At 67.8% G+C, this 16,064-nt stretch carries 13 protein-coding genes and 4 pseudogenes; 13 read left to right on the forward strand and 4 right to left on the reverse strand.

Annotated features, from left to right (window positions below):
- Positions 1 to 11: 11 nt before the first annotated feature.
- Entirely contained in the window at positions 12 to 2,054 is a 2,043-nt protein-coding gene (locus AB5J53_RS04870) for an AAA family ATPase (RefSeq protein WP_369244392.1), read from the reverse strand.
- A gap of 235 nt (positions 2,055 to 2,289) precedes the next feature.
- On the opposite strand from AB5J53_RS04870, the gene AB5J53_RS04875 reads away from it, so the two are divergent.
- From AB5J53_RS04875 to AB5J53_RS04905, 7 genes and pseudogenes are all read left to right on the forward strand, one after another.
- Positions 2,290 to 3,528, forward strand: coding sequence for an SEC-C metal-binding domain-containing protein (locus AB5J53_RS04875; protein WP_369244393.1), 1,239 nt, complete (start codon positions 2,290 to 2,292; stop codon positions 3,526 to 3,528).
- A 10-nt stretch (positions 3,529 to 3,538) separates the two neighbouring features.
- Positions 3,539 to 4,693, forward strand: a complete 1,155-nt coding sequence (locus tag AB5J53_RS04880) for an RNA-guided endonuclease InsQ/TnpB family protein (protein ID WP_369244394.1) — start codon at positions 3,539 to 3,541, stop codon at positions 4,691 to 4,693.
- A gap of 299 nt (positions 4,694 to 4,992) precedes the next feature.
- Positions 4,993 to 5,487, forward strand: a complete 495-nt coding sequence (locus AB5J53_RS04885; protein ID WP_369244395.1) for a lamin tail domain-containing protein — start codon at positions 4,993 to 4,995, stop codon at positions 5,485 to 5,487.
- A gap of 192 nt (positions 5,488 to 5,679) precedes the next feature.
- Positions 5,680 to 5,880 (forward strand): annotated as a pseudogene (locus AB5J53_RS04890) (serine/threonine protein kinase); the annotation flags it as partial.
- Positions 5,881 to 5,945: 65 nt separating this feature from the next.
- A complete protein-coding gene (locus AB5J53_RS04895; RefSeq protein ID WP_369244396.1) occupies positions 5,946 to 6,299 on the forward strand; it encodes a hypothetical protein in 354 nt (117 codons plus the stop codon).
- Between the two features lie 51 nt (positions 6,300 to 6,350).
- A pseudogene (locus AB5J53_RS04900) lies at positions 6,351 to 6,449 on the forward strand (IS5/IS1182 family transposase); the annotation flags it as partial.
- A gap of 317 nt (positions 6,450 to 6,766) precedes the next feature.
- Complete coding sequence (locus AB5J53_RS04905) at positions 6,767 to 7,294, forward strand: hypothetical protein (protein WP_369244397.1); 528 nt, start codon at positions 6,767 to 6,769, stop codon at positions 7,292 to 7,294.
- Here AB5J53_RS04905 and AB5J53_RS04910 read toward each other — a convergent pair.
- Positions 7,272 to 7,376 (reverse strand): annotated as a pseudogene (locus tag AB5J53_RS04910) (IS5/IS1182 family transposase); the annotation flags it as partial. The gene AB5J53_RS04905 and the pseudogene AB5J53_RS04910 sit on opposite strands and share 23 nt — an antisense overlap.
- A 610-nt stretch (positions 7,377 to 7,986) precedes the next feature.
- The gene (locus tag AB5J53_RS04915) at positions 7,987 to 8,601 is read right to left on the reverse strand and encodes a TetR/AcrR family transcriptional regulator (RefSeq protein ID WP_369244398.1); all 615 of its coding nucleotides are present in this window, start codon (positions 8,599 to 8,601) and stop codon (positions 7,987 to 7,989) included.
- Between the two features lie 95 nt (positions 8,602 to 8,696).
- On the opposite strand from AB5J53_RS04915, the gene AB5J53_RS04920 reads away from it, so the two are divergent.
- Positions 8,697 to 9,866: an alpha/beta hydrolase family protein gene (locus tag AB5J53_RS04920; RefSeq protein WP_369244399.1), complete on the forward strand. Its 1,170-nt coding sequence runs from the start codon at positions 8,697 to 8,699 to the stop codon at positions 9,864 to 9,866.
- A 356-nt stretch (positions 9,867 to 10,222) separates the two neighbouring features.
- Here the strand turns inward: AB5J53_RS04920 and AB5J53_RS04925 are convergent, their stop codons facing one another.
- Positions 10,223 to 10,501 carry a hypothetical protein gene (locus tag AB5J53_RS04925; protein ID WP_369244400.1) on the reverse strand — a complete coding sequence of 93 codons (279 nt, stop codon included), beginning with the start codon at positions 10,499 to 10,501 and terminating at the stop codon, positions 10,223 to 10,225.
- A 124-nt stretch (positions 10,502 to 10,625) separates the two neighbouring features.
- Here AB5J53_RS04925 and AB5J53_RS04930 point away from each other — a divergent pair.
- The 5 genes and pseudogenes from AB5J53_RS04930 to AB5J53_RS04950 all read left to right on the forward strand — a co-directional run.
- Positions 10,626 to 11,204, forward strand: a pseudogene (locus tag AB5J53_RS04930) (transposase); the annotation flags it as partial.
- Positions 11,176 to 11,682 (forward strand): hypothetical protein, encoded by a 507-nt coding sequence (locus AB5J53_RS04935; RefSeq protein ID WP_369244401.1) that lies wholly within the window; start codon positions 11,176 to 11,178, stop codon positions 11,680 to 11,682. The pseudogene AB5J53_RS04930 and the gene AB5J53_RS04935, both read left to right, overlap by 29 nt.
- A 535-nt stretch (positions 11,683 to 12,217) precedes the next feature.
- On the forward strand, positions 12,218 to 12,457 hold the full coding sequence (locus tag AB5J53_RS04940; protein WP_369244402.1) for a hypothetical protein: 240 nt from the start codon (positions 12,218 to 12,220) through the stop codon (positions 12,455 to 12,457).
- A 458-nt stretch (positions 12,458 to 12,915) separates the two neighbouring features.
- Entirely contained in the window at positions 12,916 to 14,028 is a 1,113-nt protein-coding gene (locus AB5J53_RS04945) for an MBL fold metallo-hydrolase (RefSeq protein WP_369244403.1), read from the forward strand.
- A gap of 770 nt (positions 14,029 to 14,798) precedes the next feature.
- Positions 14,799 to 16,037: an IS256 family transposase gene (locus AB5J53_RS04950; protein ID WP_369251977.1), complete on the forward strand. Its 1,239-nt coding sequence runs from the start codon at positions 14,799 to 14,801 to the stop codon at positions 16,035 to 16,037.
- The last annotated feature ends 27 nt before the right edge of the window (positions 16,038 to 16,064 follow it).

A 16,064-nucleotide genomic window follows, 5' to 3' on the forward strand; every position in this document is an offset into this window, starting at 1 on the left:
GGCTGGGGCAGTCACAAGATCCGCCGGACACGGCCTAGCTCGTCAAGGTCGGTGAAGGGGTAGGTGGCCGCCTCGCCGTCGTGGAAGGTAACGGTGAGTTGGTGGGCTTCGACATCGACGGCGGTGATGGTGCCGCTGCTGCCGTTGAAGACTCCGGCTTCGCCGCGATGGGGGTTGTTGCGGACCTGCTGGACGCGGTCGCCGAGCCGGAAGGCGGCCCCGCCGTGGTAATGCTGGGGCTTGTCGTCGGAGGGCGGGTTGAGGCGCTCCTGCAGACGCAGGTTGAGATCGGTCATGCCGGCGATGTTCTTCTTGCCCGGGCACAAGACCTGGATGTCCTGCGGGCGGGCCCCGAAGTGCTGCGGCATGATGTCGCAGACCAGGTCCACCACTCGCTGGGCGATGTCGTCGGCGCTGGGTAGGGGTCGGTTCCAGAACGCCTTGGGGTCGTCTGTGGGGAGTTCGCCGCGCAGGATGCGGTGGGCGTTGATGACGATCGCGGCGCTGTCGTCGTGTTGGCGGAAGACCTTGGTCAGTCGGGTGCGCGGGATGTCTTCGACGTCCAGGAGGTCGCGCAGGACGCGGCCGGGGCCGACGCTGGGGAGCTGGTCGATGTCGCCGACGAGTAGCCGGTGGCAGCCGTTGCGGACGGCGGCGAAGAGCCTGCGGCCCAGGGCGAGGTCGAGCATCGATGCCTCATCGATGCTCACGAGGTCGGCGGTTTCCAGGACGTTGGCGTGGTCGAAGAGGGAGTCGCCGTCGGGCGGCCGGATCAGCCGGTGCACGGTCATCGCCGCCTGGCCGCAGGTCTCTTCCAGGCGCTTGGCGGCTTTCCCGGTCGGGGCGGCCAGGGCGATGACCGCGCCGGCCTCGTCGGCGATCTCGACCAGGGTGCGCAGGGTGTGCGTCTTGCCGCAGCCCGGTCCGCCGGTCAGGACGGACAGGGGGCGGGTCAGGGCGGTGAGGATCGCCTGGTACTGCTCGTCGGTCAGCCCGGCCGTCTCCTGGCTGGTCAGCGCGGACAGCCGCTCCGCCCACGAGGCAAGCCTGGTCAGCGGGGACGTGGAGCGCAGCAGGCGCCGTACGTGGAGGGCGAGTTGTGTCTCGTCGTGGTGTCGGTGCGCCAGCATGGCGATCTCGGTGTCGGCCAGCGTGTCGGTGCCATCCAGCACAGACAGCGGCAGCGTCTCGGTGACCACTTCGCCCTGACCACGCAAGGCCTTAAGAGCGTGGCGCAGCACCGCGTCGTCGAGGATCTCCGTGGTCGCGGGGTCGTCATCGGTGAGCAGCTGACGGGTGCGGGCGATCAGCAGGCGCACCGGCAGGTGGCAGTGGCCGCTCCCCGCGGCCTGGTCGAGTTCGTGCAGCAGGGCGGCCTGGAGGCGGGCGTCGCTGTGTTTGGGGATGCCGACGGCGAGGGCGATCCTGTCGGCGTTGTGGAAGCCGACACCGCGTACGTCCTGGCACAACCGGTAGGGGGTGCGGCGGACGATGCACATCGGGTCGTCATCGGTGTCGGCGTACGCGGTATAAACCTTCACGGCGAGCGCCGGGGTGATCTTAAGGCCCTGCAGGAACACCATGATCTCGGCGATGGCCTTCTGCTCTTGCCAGGCCGTGCAGATCCGGCCCAGCCGGACCTGGCCGATCCCATGCACCTCAAGAAGCCGCTGCGGCCCGGCGTCGATGACCTTCAGAGTCTGCTCGGCGAAGGCATCCACGATCGCGGAAGCAAGAATCGGCCCGATCCCACGGATCATGCCCGAGGCGAGATAGAGGCGGATCGCACGTTCATCGGCCGGCACCGTCCGCTCGCACTGCTCGGCCTTGAACTGCCTCCCATGGCGCGGATGGTGGACCCAAACGCCGTAAAGCCGCAGACTCTCCCCAGGCCGCACTCCGAAGAGGGCCTTACCGACCGCGGTGATGCTCTCCTCGTCGCCCGTGGTGGCGGTCAGCCGCAGCACCGTGCGCTCGTCGTAGCTGACGTGCAGCAGATGATCGGCCACACCCTCGACCATCTCCGGGGCGTCCGGGGGCACTTGACTAAGCACGCTCACCTTCTCCAGAGATTGCACACGGCTGCGGATCACCTGATGTGGCCAGGGGTAGGGAAACATCACCATGCGTCCTCAAGCAGCGCCCGTCACGCACTTGAAGGATCTGCTCACCCCAACGAGCAACAAGACCGCCAGGCCGAGGCCGTGCAACGGCACGACAAAAGAGCAGCCGAGGCCACCGCGAGGCAGACCCGCCCCGCGTCTTCGTGTTCGCCGGTAGCCTGCCGGTATGTCCGCCAAGCGCCACCGCACCACTGCCTGGGCCCCACCCGCTCCCGACGAGGCGGCACGGGAACTGGAACAACTCGCGGCCGCCTACCCCCAGGACCGCGAGGAGATCCTGCTGGAGGCAGCCAACGCCTGGTGCGAGGCAGCCGAGCACGACCGCGCCCTGAGCCTGTACGAGCAACTCCTCGCCGACGACGCCGCATGCGACGCACCCCACATGGTGGCCGCCTACCGCATCGGCGTCCTCTTCGACGCCGGGCGCGAAGCCGAAGCCCGCGACGCCGCCCGCGAGCTACGCGGCCGGCATCCACACGACGCCATGGCCTGGCACTACGTCGGCGAGAGCTTCGAAGCCGCCCACGACCCGCACACCGCAGCCAACTGGTTCACCGCCGGCATCACCCACACCCTCGGCGCCACCGTCGACCTGAGCGCCGACACGGTCGAGGCCGGGCCACCAGGCCTGGACATGCTGCTCACCAGCCGCCACCGGGTGCGCCGCCTCCTGGGCGACGTACACGACGACTGGGACGACGTCGCCGACGAGGTCCACGCCCAAGGCCCGGCCCTGCTGCGCGGCGCCCGCTCCCTCGACGAACTCCACGCCCCGCAACGTCTGGCCCACGGCGAGAGCGCCGACCCCGAAGAGCTGCTCCTGGACGCAACGCGCGCCGAACACGCCCGGCTCACCGAGCAGGTCCAGCAGCGCCGTGCCGCCCTCCACGCCCCCGAGACGACCTGCGCACTGTTCTGGCCCGCGCAAGAGTTCGCCCAGCTCCTCGACCGCTGGCCCGTCTTCGCCGACGACTACGGCACCGACCACGCCGTACACCTGCGCCAGGTCGAACAGCTCCTGCGCACCTACTCGGACTCGGGCATGCCCCGCCTGGGCACCGCCCGCGGCACCCTCGACGACTTCACCGCCTATGCCCGCGACGAGAACCAGGACCCCACGGCCCGCGGACTGCGCGCCTCCTACGCCGCCGACCTGGCCGCCCGCGGCCAAGCCCATGCCTGGCCACCACCCCGCAACGGCCCCTGCTGGTGCGGCGCAGAGCGCAAGTACAAGAAGTGCCACGGCAACCCCGCCTTTCACCCACATCTAGCCAGGATGCCCCGGCCTTCAGGCTGGGGAGGAATGGCTTCCTCGGTCTTGCGGCGCGGAGCGCCGCAGCATCGCTGCGCAGCACAAAGCCCCCAGGGCGGCCCCGAGTTGACCTACTTTGTTCGGGCTTACTAGGGTCTTCTGTGTGAAGATTGTTGCGCAGGTGAAATTGCGGCCCCGGTCGGCTTATGACGCCGACACGCTGGCCGCGACCCTGCGTGCCTGCAACCGAGGTGCCAACTGGGTCTCCACGGTGGCGTTCGACAAGGGCCTCAAGCGCCGCAACGAGTTGCAGGACGAGGTGTACTACGACCTCAAAGCCACCTTCGATCTGTCGGCGCAACCGGCGGTGCGAGTGGTGAAGAAGGTCGTGGACGCCTACGCGACGATGGCCGGGAACATCAAGGCCGGCCACCTGACCGGCAAGGCCAGGCGCAAAGCGGAGTCCAAGCCGATCGTCTTCCGCGAGGACGCGGCCCAGCCGTTCGACGACCGGTGCCTTACCTGGAACCTGGACGAGAAGACCGTCTCCATCTGGACCGTCGCGGGCCGGATCAAGGGCGTGCCGTTCGTGTGCTCGCCCGAGGCACTGAAGATGCTCCAGTACCGCAAGGGCGAGTCCGACCTGATGCTGCGTGACGGGACGCTCTATCTCGTCGCCACCATCGACCTGCCCGAACCCGCAGCGTATGAGCCTGACGGCTTCCTCGGCGTGGACCTCGGCATCGTCAACATCGCCACCACGTCGGACGGAAAGATCATGTCCGGGCGGAAGGTGAACCGCTACCGGCGGCGCATGAACCGCCTGCGCCAGAAGTTGCAGGCCAAGGGCACCAAAAGCGCCAAGCGCAGGCTGAAAGGCATCCGCCGCCGCGAGGCCCGGTTCGCCGCCGACACCAACCACCACATCGCCAAGACAATCGTCAAGACCGCTGAACGCACCTCGCACGGGGTCGCCCTGGAAGAGCTGAAGGGCATCCGGCAGAGGGTCACGGCCAAGAAGGAACAGCGGTACCGGCTGCACTCGTGGGCCTTCGCCCAGCTCGGCGCGTTCGTCGAGTACAAAGCACGGCGGGCAGGTGTGCCCGTGGTCTTCGTCGACCCGCGCAACACCTCCCGCCAGTGCTCCGAGTGCTGGCACACCCACCGCACCAACCGGGTGTCCCAGGCCTGGTTCGCGTGCCGCTCCTGCGGAGTGGTGATGCACGCGGACCGCAACGGCTCCCGCAACATCGCCCACCGTGGCGAGGCTGTGTGGCAGCGGGGCGCAGTCAACCGCCCCAACACCGTCAAGGTGTAGGACGTAGGCCAGACGCCACAGCCAGTGGCGGACAGGACTTACAAGCCTCGGGCTTCAGCCCGAGGTAGTTGACCTGACACCGCGCAAACCCCGCACGGCAAGCCCCACAGGCGAACCACCGCCACGCCGCAAGTCTCCTGCCGCTCCGACGGCGACCGGGGCCCGCAGCCCGCCGAAGAGGTCGACGAGGCCACGCGCGAAGCATCCTCTTCACGATTCCAACACCAAGCCATCACTGGCTGATCACCGATTGGATATGCTGCTGGCGCTCCATTCGCACCACTGAGGGGGGATTCCTCATGTCCATGCGCCACGCCCTGGCTGCTGCCGCCGCTGCAGGCACGCTCGCCGTCGCTGCTGCCGCACCGGCCCAGGCCACCGAGTACTCATCCGCGTTGAAGGTCAAGGGTGTCCAGTACGACGCACCCGGCACCGACTCCAACAGCTGCTCCACCGGCAACACCAAGGACGAGTACCTGACGATCAAGAACTACTCGTCCAGCACGACCGTCAACCTCAAGGGCTACGTCGTCAAGGACGCCGCCGGCAACCACTTCACGTTCCCCGCCAGCCACTATCTCCAGCCCGGCGACTACGTGAAGCTGAGGGGCGGCCGCGGCACCGACTCCGACGCCAACAACGTCGTCTACCGCCAGAACTGCAACTTCATCTGGAACAACGACAAGGACACCATCTACCTCTACAAGCCCTCCGGCAGCAAGGCAGACGTCCACTCCTACACCAAGACCGGCTCCGACCCCGACCGCAACGGCTACGTCACCTTCCACGGCTGACACGCCACCAGCACTCCCGGACGCGGCCCTCAGGTGGCCAGCCCGGGACAGGCTGACCACCCGCCCTCCGGAAGAAACCACGTACGGTCCGAGACAGCGACCCTCGGCAGCGGCAGCACTGTCGCCGTCTTATACGGGATGGCATCCGGCCGCACACGAGACGCCCCACGGCACTGAACGATCGGACTACCTGTGAGTGCTGCTGGCTCCGGCGGGCGGATCCAGCCCGCCCGGTCCGGTGATCCCTCCCGCGTCGGCCCTTACCGCGTCGTCGGCCGGCTCGGCGCGGGCGGCATGGGCACTGTGCACGCCGCAGTCGCCCCCGACGGGGTACGGGTGGCGGTCAAGGTGATCCACTCCGTGCAGGCCCAGGACCCGGAGTTCCGTGCCCGGTCCGGTAGGGTCCGGTCTCCCGACCGGCCGTACCAGCGGCTTCCCAGGTTCAGAGAGCGATTCGCATGACCAGCCAGCAACCAACAACGACCCTGTGGCGCCCCACCGGCCCCAAGGAGCTGGACCTGGTCCGCGATCTGAACTGGCGTGCGTGGCCGCCCCGGCTTCCCGAGCAGCCGATCTTCTACCCGGTCCTCAACGAGGACTACGCGATCAGGATTGCGCGGGACTGGAACGTGAAGCACGACGGTGCCGGCTTCGTCACCCGATTCGAGGTCGAGTCGGAGTTCTTGAGCCGGTATCCCGTCCAGCAGGCCGGCGGGCGGACGATCCTCGAGCTCTGGGTTCCGGCTGAGGAGCTGGACGAATTCAACGCCCACATTGCCGGCGAGATCCAGGTGGTCCACGAGTTTCGCTGAAGTAGGGAGGCTTGCTGACGGGGCATGCCGGCCCGGTGCGATGATCGCGGCGTGACTGCTGTGATCACGGCGTCGGAGCCGTCTTGGATAGCCCCGTTCACCGGACTGAGCCCTCGCCAATTGGGCAAGTTGGTGACCGCGCTGCGGCGCGACGCGAGGACGAGTGCCCACGGGTGGTAGTTCCGAAGCCGGCGCGGGATGACGTGTCTGACGGCTGCGGAGGTCGTTGAAGAAGGCAGCGCGCACAGGCACCCCCCGGCAGATGCGCGGCATGTGAGGGCCCGAACCCCCGCCCGGATTCGGGCCCTCACCTGCGTGGTCGCGCTGGCGTGGGGGCTGCTGTCGGCCTGAGAAGCCGTATCTGAACCGAACATGATCGCTTGATTTCCGCTGGTCAGGCATGGTCTAGTTCGGAATGAGGGAGGCATGCGGCGTCTTGTTTCGGCTCCGTGATCGAGGGGTGCGCGATGGCGTCGGTGCTGGGAATGCTGGAGGAGCGGGAGACAGCGGCCCGGGTGCGGGTGGAAGGGCTGCGGGAGGAAGTCGCGCGGCTGGCCGGGGTGTTGGAGGCCGCGGAGATCGAGCTGGACCGGCGGGTCATCGCGCGGGAGGAATTGGTCGAGGCGCTGGCGGTCTCTGCGGCGGAGTCCGGGACCGGGACCGAGGCGGAGGAGGAAGCGGCGCCGTCGCTCGCGCCGGTGCCGGGCTCGACGGTGCCGCCCTGGAGGGAGGGGCTGCCGGTGACAGTTCTGGCGCCGGACTATCAGCGGATTCTGGGCGTGCTGGACCAGCAGCGGTCCACGGGTCACGGGCCGCTTCGAGCCAAGGAGATCGCGGTGGAGCTGGGCCTTGGGGCGACGCCGGCGAAGGCCGAGGGGTTGCGGTCGAAAGCCCGGCGCCTGGCGGAGCGCGGTTGGCTCCTCCTGGAGGCGTCGGGGGCGTGCAGTGCCGGCCGGCGGCCCGTGGCCGTGCCAGACGCCGGCTCATCCGTGTGATCATCGACCACCGGATCATCGCCTCGCTGGTAGCGGGCAGAGTCTCGTAGTCCCGGGCCAGACGGCGGGAGTTCATCAGCCAGGCGGATGGGTCGGCCGCACGGTGAGGGGTCTGCCGTAGCAGGTCCTTTTCCGCGCGGCCTCCCGCCGAACCGGACGTGACGGTTTCCCGTCATCCGGCTCTCCAGTGACTACAGCGTGAGCGATTCAGGCTGCTCGCGCAGGACACACAGCGCCGTTGCGGCGATCTGCATTTCGCATACCTCCCGGGTCTGGTGTGTCCGAGTCACCTGGCCCCCTTCGCCCGATGTGGACGGCTTTCAGTCAACGGGAAGCCCACATCACCTGGACCTTCATCACCCTCATGGTCCGCCGCCTCACCAAGCCTCCCCGACCACCGCGCACGTCATCCCACCCCGTCGAGCCGGTGAAGGCGGCCGGCAAGCCCAGGCCCATACGCATTCGGATGCAGCAGCCACAGACGATCCGCCTGGCCTCCGCCGCCTTGTGCTGAAGCCCAGGTTCCGTCAGCGGAGACATGCACCCGGGGACGCGAACCGATACCCCTTCATGCAGAAAGTGCCTTCGACTCGGGCCGACAGAACCCCTCGACAGGGTTCATCGTCCCGGCTCAGGAGGCACTTTCGCGTTTCCGGCCGCCGCTTGACTCCGCCCCAACCTAAATGGCGAGGTCAGCGGACCGCCGCTTTCAGCGCCGCCTCGATGGCATTGGTCAGCGTGTCCAGATACTCATCGTCGCTGCTGCCCTGTAGGACCAGTACGCGGAATGCGAGCGGTGCGATCAGCAGGTCGGTGCCGAGATCTAGATCCAGGCCGGGGGGGAGCTCGCCGCGGTCAATCGCGGCCTGCAGGATGGTGCGCGCCGCCGCGCGCCGCGGTGCGGTCACTCCGGTGTAGAGCCCCTCCGCCAGAGCGTCGTCGTGACTGGCCTCGGCGAGCAGTCCGGCCCAGATCCGGGCGAGCAGCGGATTGGCCAGTTGACTGCGGAAGGTGGCAAGCAGCTCGCGGAGGTCACTGTGCAAGTCGCCGGTGGACGGCGTGTGTGGGAGTGTGTGGGTGACCCTGCTGCGGATCAACTCGGCGATCATCGCCTGCTTCGAGGACCAGCGCCGGTAGAGCGCGGCCTTGCCCACACCGGCACGCCGGGCCACCGCCTCCATCGACATCCGCGCATACCCGGCCTCGGCGAGTTCGGCGAAGGCCGCCTCGGTGATCGCGTCGGTCACCCGCTGCCGCAGGACCGCTCCTCCGGTCGCCGGCCGTCCCTTCTTCTGTTGCTCTGCCATGCGCCCAAGCATAGCGAACGGAACGGTCCCGTTCCATGTGTTACTCTATGAGTAAGACGGAACGGTTCCGTTCCGTTCATCGAAGGGAGCCGGAGATGAAGTTCCTCTACGACGACGAGTCCTTCTCCTTCGAGGCACTGCGGGCCGCGGGCTACGCCGCCTACGCCGGCGCCGACCTCGGCGAAGTCCTTGTCACCTGCCGGCAGATCCCAGAGGGAGACGAGGAAGCCTGGTCGGCCCAGTGGGCCTCGACGGCGGCGCGCATCGAGCGCACCGGCCGGGACGCGCTGGCCGCCGGTCACCGGGTCAGCGCCCGGGAGGCGCTGCTGCGCGCGTCGAACTACTACCGGACCGCGGACTTCTACCACCGCGAGGACCCCGCCAACGACGCCGAGTCGGCGCGGCTGGCCAAGGCCTCCCAGCAGACCTTCGCCGACGCGGCCGCCCTGCTCGACACGCCGGCCCGCGCCCTGCGCATCCCGTACGAGGACACCACGCTGCCCGGCTACCTGTTCCTCGTCGACGACTCGAGCACCCCTCGCCCGACCCTCATCTACCACGGCGGCTACGACTCCACCCTGGAGGAGAACTACTTCGCGCTGGCTGCCGGCGCGCTGCGGCGCGGCTACAACGTCCTCACCTTCGACGGCCCTGGCCAGGGCAGCACCGTCCGCGACCAGGGCCTGCACTTCCGGTACGACTGGGAGGCCGTGGTCACCCCGGTCGTCGACTTCGCGCTTACCGTGCCCGAGGTGGATGCCGAACAACTCGTCCTGGTCGGCACCAGCCTGGGCGGCTACCTCGCCGCCAGGGCGGCCGCCTTCGAGCACCGCATCGCCGCGCTCGTGCTGCACGACGGCGTCGACGACTTCCACGAAGTCGCCCAAGCAACCGCCCACCGCGCCGCCGCGACCCCCGGTGGCATCGAGGCGCTGATGGCGCAGAACACCATGGTGCGATGGGTGGTACGCAACGGCCGCTGGACCTTCGGCGTGCCCGACTTCGACCAGCTGGTCAAGGCGACCGAGGCATACACCCTGGCGGGCATCGCCGACCGCATCACCTGCCCGACCCTCGTCCTCGACGCCCTGAACGACGTGTTCTTCAAGGGGCAGCCGCCGCGTCTGCTCGACCAGCTGACCTGCCAGAAGGAACTGATCTCCTTCCGGGAGGACGAAGGTGCCGGCGAGCACTGCCACGAGGGCGCGATCTACCTGTTCCACCAGCGCACCTTCGACTGGCTCGACACCGTGCTCGCCAGCTGACCTCGCAGGCCGCTCCGAGGGCACGGGGACGATCTCTCTCGGTGTCATCGCCTCCACGCCCCGCCCGCGCGCCTTGCCACTCAGGGGTAGGGGGATTCCGGGGCCGTGTCACGGGGCCAGCTCGCCTTGCGTCGTCTCCGCCACGGTCACCCAAAGCCGGGTGCGGGAAGCAGGCCCGCGAGTCAGAAGACCCTGCGGATACGCGTGGTCAGCGGAGACATGAACCCGGGGACGCGAACCGATACCCCTTCATGCAGATTCACTCACGGAACGTCACAGATCAGCGGTTCTGAAACAGCTTCTGAGCTTGTTCTTTATCAACGACGGCCGAAGCCTCTGTTGCTGTGTGGTGGTGTTCAGCGATGTGCGTCCAGGTATGCGTCGTGCTCGGCGTAGTGGATGACTGCCTGGCATTTCTCCAAGGGGCTGGGCCGGGCTCCGTGCCGCCAGGACGACCACACGTCGAGGACGTCTTGGGCCAGTTCGACTTCGAGTAGATAGGCAAGGTCGTGCGGCGGCGCGTCGAATGCTGCGACGGCCGCGTCTGAGGCGGCCGTCCATGGCTTGGCCGCGTAGATGACCGCTTCGGCAGGCTGTTCTTCAAGGGACTGCAGAAGGTCCAGGAGAGAAGGCACGCTGAGAGAGTAAGACGCTCGTCTCGAACTGCTCCCCGAACGAGGTCACCCACCTGGGGATTCGCCGGACGTGGGGGCGGCCTTCATCTGATCATGTGCTCCGACCAAGGTGCACGTGACCACGATGAAGGCCGTGAGGGTGAGTCTGCTGCCGGATGCTGTCCGGAGGGAAGCGTTCGCGGAGGCGTCACGCTTCCGGGGCGAGTTCTACGAGTGTCTGACCGCCCGGCGCGACGAGTTGTTCGAGCTGGTGGACGCGGTGCTGTGTGCGGACGGTGCGGTGAAGTCCCCGGTGGACTTGACGCTGCTGCCCGAGCATCGTCGCGGGCACGGAGCGATGTACGGCGGTCTGAACCACGGCCGGATCGACGTCGACCGCCTGCGGACGGTGCTGGCCGGCCTGCCGCTGCCGCGTTTCGACGGCGGGCGCCTGGTCCTGGCGGTCGATGTGTCGCCGTGGCTTCGCTCGGACGCGCCGTGCTCAGCGGAGCGGCTGTTCTGCCACGTCTACGGCCGGGCGAAGACGGCGTCGCAGTTCATCCCGGGCTGGCCCTACTCCTTCGTCGCCGTGCTGGAGCCGGGCGCCACGTCCTGGACCTCGATCCTGGACGCGGTCCGGCTCGGCCCAACGGACGACGCGACCGCGATCACCGCCGCCCAGCTCCGAGGAGTCGTTGAACGGCTCATCACCGCGGGCCAGTGGCAGGCCGGGCCTTCTCGCCTGCACCCCTGTCGCGGCCGCCGCTACGGACACCGATTCCGCCCACGCCAAGGGCAGAGGCCGGGTCATCACAGTCATCGGCCACCTCGCGCAGCAGACCCGCTTCCCCGTCAACCCCGGCGGCGCCCCCGCCCAGGGCGATCGGACCGCCTTCCGCTCGATCCTCTTCGACAAGGACGACAAAAAGCAGGTCGGCGAGACCAACGGCACCTGCACCACCACCCGGGTCGACAACGGCGGAGCGGAGGAGTGCGTCGTGACCTACAACCTCCCGGGCGGCCAGCTCACCGTGCAGGGGATGGTCTTCGGCATCCTCACCCAGGGCCTCCCGACGATCCCTCCCCCTTCGTTCGACAACGCGATCACCGGCGGCACCGGGGACTACGACCGGGCTCGTGGCTCGGTCCACGCCGACACGATCGCTACGGGCACGAGGCGCTTCACGATCGACCTCGACTGACTGACCCTGCCCCCGCCCGGTGAGAAGTCTGGCGGGGGCTCCTTTACGTGACGCAGTCTCAGCAGTGGCGATCCCAGACGTCGCCGCGTACGGCATGGCCAGCCCTCGTTGACCCCCCGCCGCACCATCAGCACCCGGCCCTCACGGACCTCGATCACGGCGGCGTCTCCCGGCATCCCTCCGCGGTCGTCGACCCGGTCAGTCACCCCGGCCGGTAGGCGGGCCCCTCCTCGATAATTGCCGCATTCGCTGACCCGGGCAGAAGGTCGGCCATCATCACGGCACCGAGGAAGGCCCACCCGCTTACCCGGGTGGTGTCAGTTCTCATCGACATTTTCCGACACCGCGATCGACAAGCGCTCTCCGAAGTCGTCGACAAGTGCTGCCCGTTCTCGGTTCAGGCACACATTCCGTGAGGACACCGGTCAGGGGGACGAGTGTTCGAAGTCGTCCCACTTCCATCCACTGTCGGGGAACTGCTCAAGCAGGGCAGCCAGCGAAGCCGCCTGGTGGATGGCGGACCACGCTGGGTACGATGCTCGGCGAGTTCCGCCAAGTGCGGGCCAAACTGAGCGTGCCGATCGCCGGGAAGTCCGGCGCCGAGGGCCTGACGGTGGTCGAGAGCACGATGGACCTGCTGTGGACGGGGCAGACCAGCCGTCACGGCAACCTGCAGGAGACTCGGGAGGAGACCGTGCAGGAGGCGGTCATGGCGGTGCACCTCGCCGCGAGTCTGGTGCAGTTCTTCGTGTCGGGGGCCGTGCAGCGCTCCTGACCCGCGTGCCGTCCAACTGCGGGCCGCCAGGACATCGTGCCCGTGTCCTGGCGGCCCGCAGTGTTCGCACGGCCCCGCCATCCTGTGCAAAGACTGCCCGTTGACCTATTCGGCATCTGGACAGATCAGGACGACCCCGGTCCCCGGGAAGCCGGAGACCTCGACGCCGAGCCGTCCCGCTGACTCACCCCTTGCGCAGCTGCAGGTGCGGCCGGATCCAGCTGAACCTGGTCACAGCCGCAGGTGAACGGCCCGCACTGCCGACGAAGCCACATCACGTCCACCATCGGCAGGTCCCTGGTCTCGTTGCTCAGCGTGGCTCATCGATGAAGCGCGGTGCAGCACCTAGATTTGCCCCGCCCTTCCAGTCTGCGTCGGCTACGGGTTGCAGTGGGCTGCTCTGACGGCAGGAGGGCTGCCACACCCGTCGATTCGGACGCACACCTCTGGGAGAGGCCATGACGACAACTCCTGGCGGGGAACCCATTCCCCCCGTCGCTCACGACCCGGCCAGCCGTCGCAGCTTCCTGAAGTACTCGGCACTGGCAGCGTCGGTACCCGCGCTGCAGTCCGTACTCGCAAACCCCGCTGCGGCCACTGCCGCACCGGGCGCGTACGCGCCCGTTCCGCCCACCGCAATCGGTCCGCAGATCCCCGCGAAGGGCTATCTGGTCCAGGAGATCGGCACGCGGCTGTACTGGCTGACGGACGGCTTCTACCAGATCATGTTCCTGGTGACCAAACGTCACCAGGACAAGAGGCAGCGTGTCATCGTCGTGGACGCTCCCCCGACGCTGGGGGGCAACATCCTCCGCGCGATCGAGGAGGTGGCACCGGGTGCCCGTATCAGCCACCTGGTGTACTCCCACTACCACGCGGACCACATCGGCGCGGCGGACAAGCTCCGCGACGCGAGCCTCCCGAAGCTAGTGATCATCGCTCACGAGCAGACCGCCCACCTGCTGAAGCAGGTACCCGAGTCCAGCCGGCCGCCGATGCCGAACCGCTCCGTCTCCAGCCGCTACCGTCTAGAGGTGGACGACCAGGTCCTGGAGCTCCACTACAAGGGCCCCAACCACAGCCAGGACAACCTGTTCATCTACGCGCCGCGGCAGAGGGTCCTGAACGTCGTGGACATCGTCTACCCCGGCTGGGTCCCGTTCAGGAACCTCGTCGTGTCCACCAACATCCCCGGCTGGCTCAACGCGCACAACCAGCTCCTGGAGTTCGACTTCAAGACCTACATCGGCGGGCACCTGACCCGTCTGGGTACCCGGCAGGACATCAAGATCCAGCAGGAGTACCTGCGCGACCTGGAGCACTACGGCAGGAAGGCCATCACCGAATTCGTCAACGTGGGACCCCTCTTCGCCAAGTACCCGGGCAACCCCTGGGCCGTGTTCAAGGAGTACCTCGACATCCTCACCCAGACCACGGCCGACGCCGTCACCCCGGCCTGGACCAGCCGGCTCGGCGGCGCCGACGTCTTCACCTTCGACAACGCCTGGACCATGGTCGAATCCCTGCGGCTCGACCACAAAGTCCTCGGCCCCTTCGGCACCCTCCCCTGAGCCCGACTCTGCCAGGCCGACAGTGGGTTCGAAGAGATCTCCTCGTGCGGGGGTAATCCCCCCGTTGGTGGTATCGCCCGGGCAGCGAATACTGTCTGCCAACACACGGCCGCGACCAGCAATTGGCCCCCGCGAGGCCCGCCGTCCCGGAACTGGCGGGCCAGCGCCCCGAAAGGCGCCGTCGCGGGGTAACCGGAACCTACGCCTCCGCTAGTCAAAACGGAAGACCCCTGTTTTCCGCAGCGGCCGGGCCCCACTCATGGGCGGCTGGGCCGGAGTCTCAGCACAGTTCTCCGAGCTCGCACGTCACTACCCTCCGAAGCCTGGCTGTCCCACGCCCAGACCAGCATCTCGCGCCACAGCCTCGTTAACGTGGGTAGACACCTTGTAGAACAGCGGGTGACGCGGGGATGGCGCATCACGTTTCCGGCGTCACCAATCAGGAGTCGGTTACTCATCTCCATCTTGCTGCATCGCCAGAGCAAATGCGGGCATTGGCGACTTCCTCGTGACCATCGATACATCCGTGGTATCGCCGGTGGATCACCTCCGGGGAGTTGCCGACACGCCGGGCCACTTCCGCGATCGGCACGCCGGCGTTCAGCCACCCGATGGTGTCCCTTGTCGTGGTGTACGGGATCAGTGGCTGGGAGTGCGCGGGCGTCTGCCCGGGGCGCACTTCCACGGGTGAGGACCGCTCCCTGAACAGGAGGTGGGCCATCGCGTAACTCTCCTTGGTGAACGCCCAGTTCAACCACGAGGAGTGCACGATGGCCCTGTCCCAGTCTGAACTGATACGGCTGCTTGAGTCACTACGCTCGACCGACGGAATCGAGCTCATCCGCGCCATCGCCGAGCGAATGGTGCAGGAGTTGATCGAGGCCGAGGCGAGTGCTCACATCGGTGCGGAGTGGAACGAGCGCACGCCGACGCGGACCAACGTCCGCAACGGGCACCGCGAGAAGGTGCTGACCACGCTGGCCGGCGACCTGGACCTGGAGATCCCCAAGGTCCGCACCGGCAGCTTCTTCCCCAGCCTGCTGGAGCGCCGGCGCCGCATCGACCAGGCCCTCTACGCGGTCATCATGGAGGCATACGTGCATGGCGTCTCCACTCGCAGCGTCGATGACCTGGTCAAAGCCCTGGGCGGGGACAGCGGGATCTCCAAGTCCGAGGTCTCGCGGATCTGCACGATGCTGGATGAGCCGCTGACCGCATTCCGCACCCGCCCGCTGGACCACGTCCGCTTCCCCTACGTCTACTTGGACGCGACCTACTGCAAGGCGCGGGTGAACCATCAGATCGTCTCCCGGGCCGTGGTCGTCGCCACCGGCATCACCGAGGACGGCAACCGCGAGGTCCTGGGCCTGATGGTCGGCGACAGCGAGAGCGAGGCGTTCTGGAAGGAATTCCTGCGCTCGCTGCGAGAGCGCGGCCTGTCCGGGGTTCGCCTGGTCATCACCGACCAGCACGCCGGGCTGGTCGCTGCGGTCCGCAAGGTGATGCTCGGCGCCGCCTGGCAGCGGTGCAGGGTTCATTTCCTGCGAAATGCCTTCAGCGTGATCGACCGGGATTCCGGTGAAATGGTCGCCGCGACGATCCGCACGATCTTCACCCAGCCCACCGCCGGCCTCGTGCGCACGCAGCTGGACACCGTCGCAGACATGCTCGGCACCCAGTTCCCCAAGGTCAAAGCGATGCTGCTGGAGGCGAAGGAGGATCTGACCGCGTTCGCGGACTTCCCGCCGCGGCACTGGAAGAAGATCCAGTCGACGAACCCGCTGGAACGGGTGAACCGGGAGATCAAGCGCAGGATCGATGTCGTCCAGGTCTTTCCCAACGACGACGCGCTCATCCGGCTGGTCACCGCCGTGCTCTTCGAGATGCACGACGAATGGATCGCCTTTCCCCGCCGCTACCTCCCCGAAGGCAGCATGGGCGAGATCTACCGCGAACTCCCCGAAAGCGACCCGGCGCTGCCCAACACTCCAAACACGCCCGCCAGTTGATCCCCAACACCACGACGAGGGACACGA

The sequence above is a fragment of the Streptomyces sp. R41 genome (assembly GCF_041053055.1).
Taxonomy (GTDB): domain Bacteria; phylum Actinomycetota; class Actinomycetes; order Streptomycetales; family Streptomycetaceae; genus Streptomyces.

Bases quoted from the DNA above. Each gene is read 5' to 3' on its own strand.
- AB5J53_RS04875 (WP_369244393.1), top strand. From the start codon at position 2,290: ATGTCCGCCAAGCGCCACCGCACCACTGCCTGGGCCCCACCCGCTCCC.
- AB5J53_RS04885 (WP_369244395.1), top strand. From the start codon at position 4,993: ATGTCCATGCGCCACGCCCTGGCTGCTGCCGCCGCTGCAGGCACGCTC.
- AB5J53_RS04895 (WP_369244396.1), top strand. From the start codon at position 5,946: ATGACCAGCCAGCAACCAACAACGACCCTGTGGCGCCCCACCGGCCCC.
- AB5J53_RS04905 (WP_369244397.1), top strand. From the start codon at position 6,767: ATGGCGTCGGTGCTGGGAATGCTGGAGGAGCGGGAGACAGCGGCCCGG.
- AB5J53_RS04915 (WP_369244398.1), bottom strand. From the start codon at position 8,601: ATGGCAGAGCAACAGAAGAAGGGACGGCCGGCGACCGGAGGAGCGGTC.
- AB5J53_RS04920 (WP_369244399.1), top strand. From the start codon at position 8,697: ATGAAGTTCCTCTACGACGACGAGTCCTTCTCCTTCGAGGCACTGCGG.
- AB5J53_RS04940 (WP_369244402.1), top strand. From the start codon at position 12,218: ATGCTCGGCGAGTTCCGCCAAGTGCGGGCCAAACTGAGCGTGCCGATC.
- AB5J53_RS04945 (WP_369244403.1), top strand. From the start codon at position 12,916: ATGACGACAACTCCTGGCGGGGAACCCATTCCCCCCGTCGCTCACGAC.
- AB5J53_RS04950 (WP_369251977.1), top strand. From the start codon at position 14,799: ATGGCCCTGTCCCAGTCTGAACTGATACGGCTGCTTGAGTCACTACGC.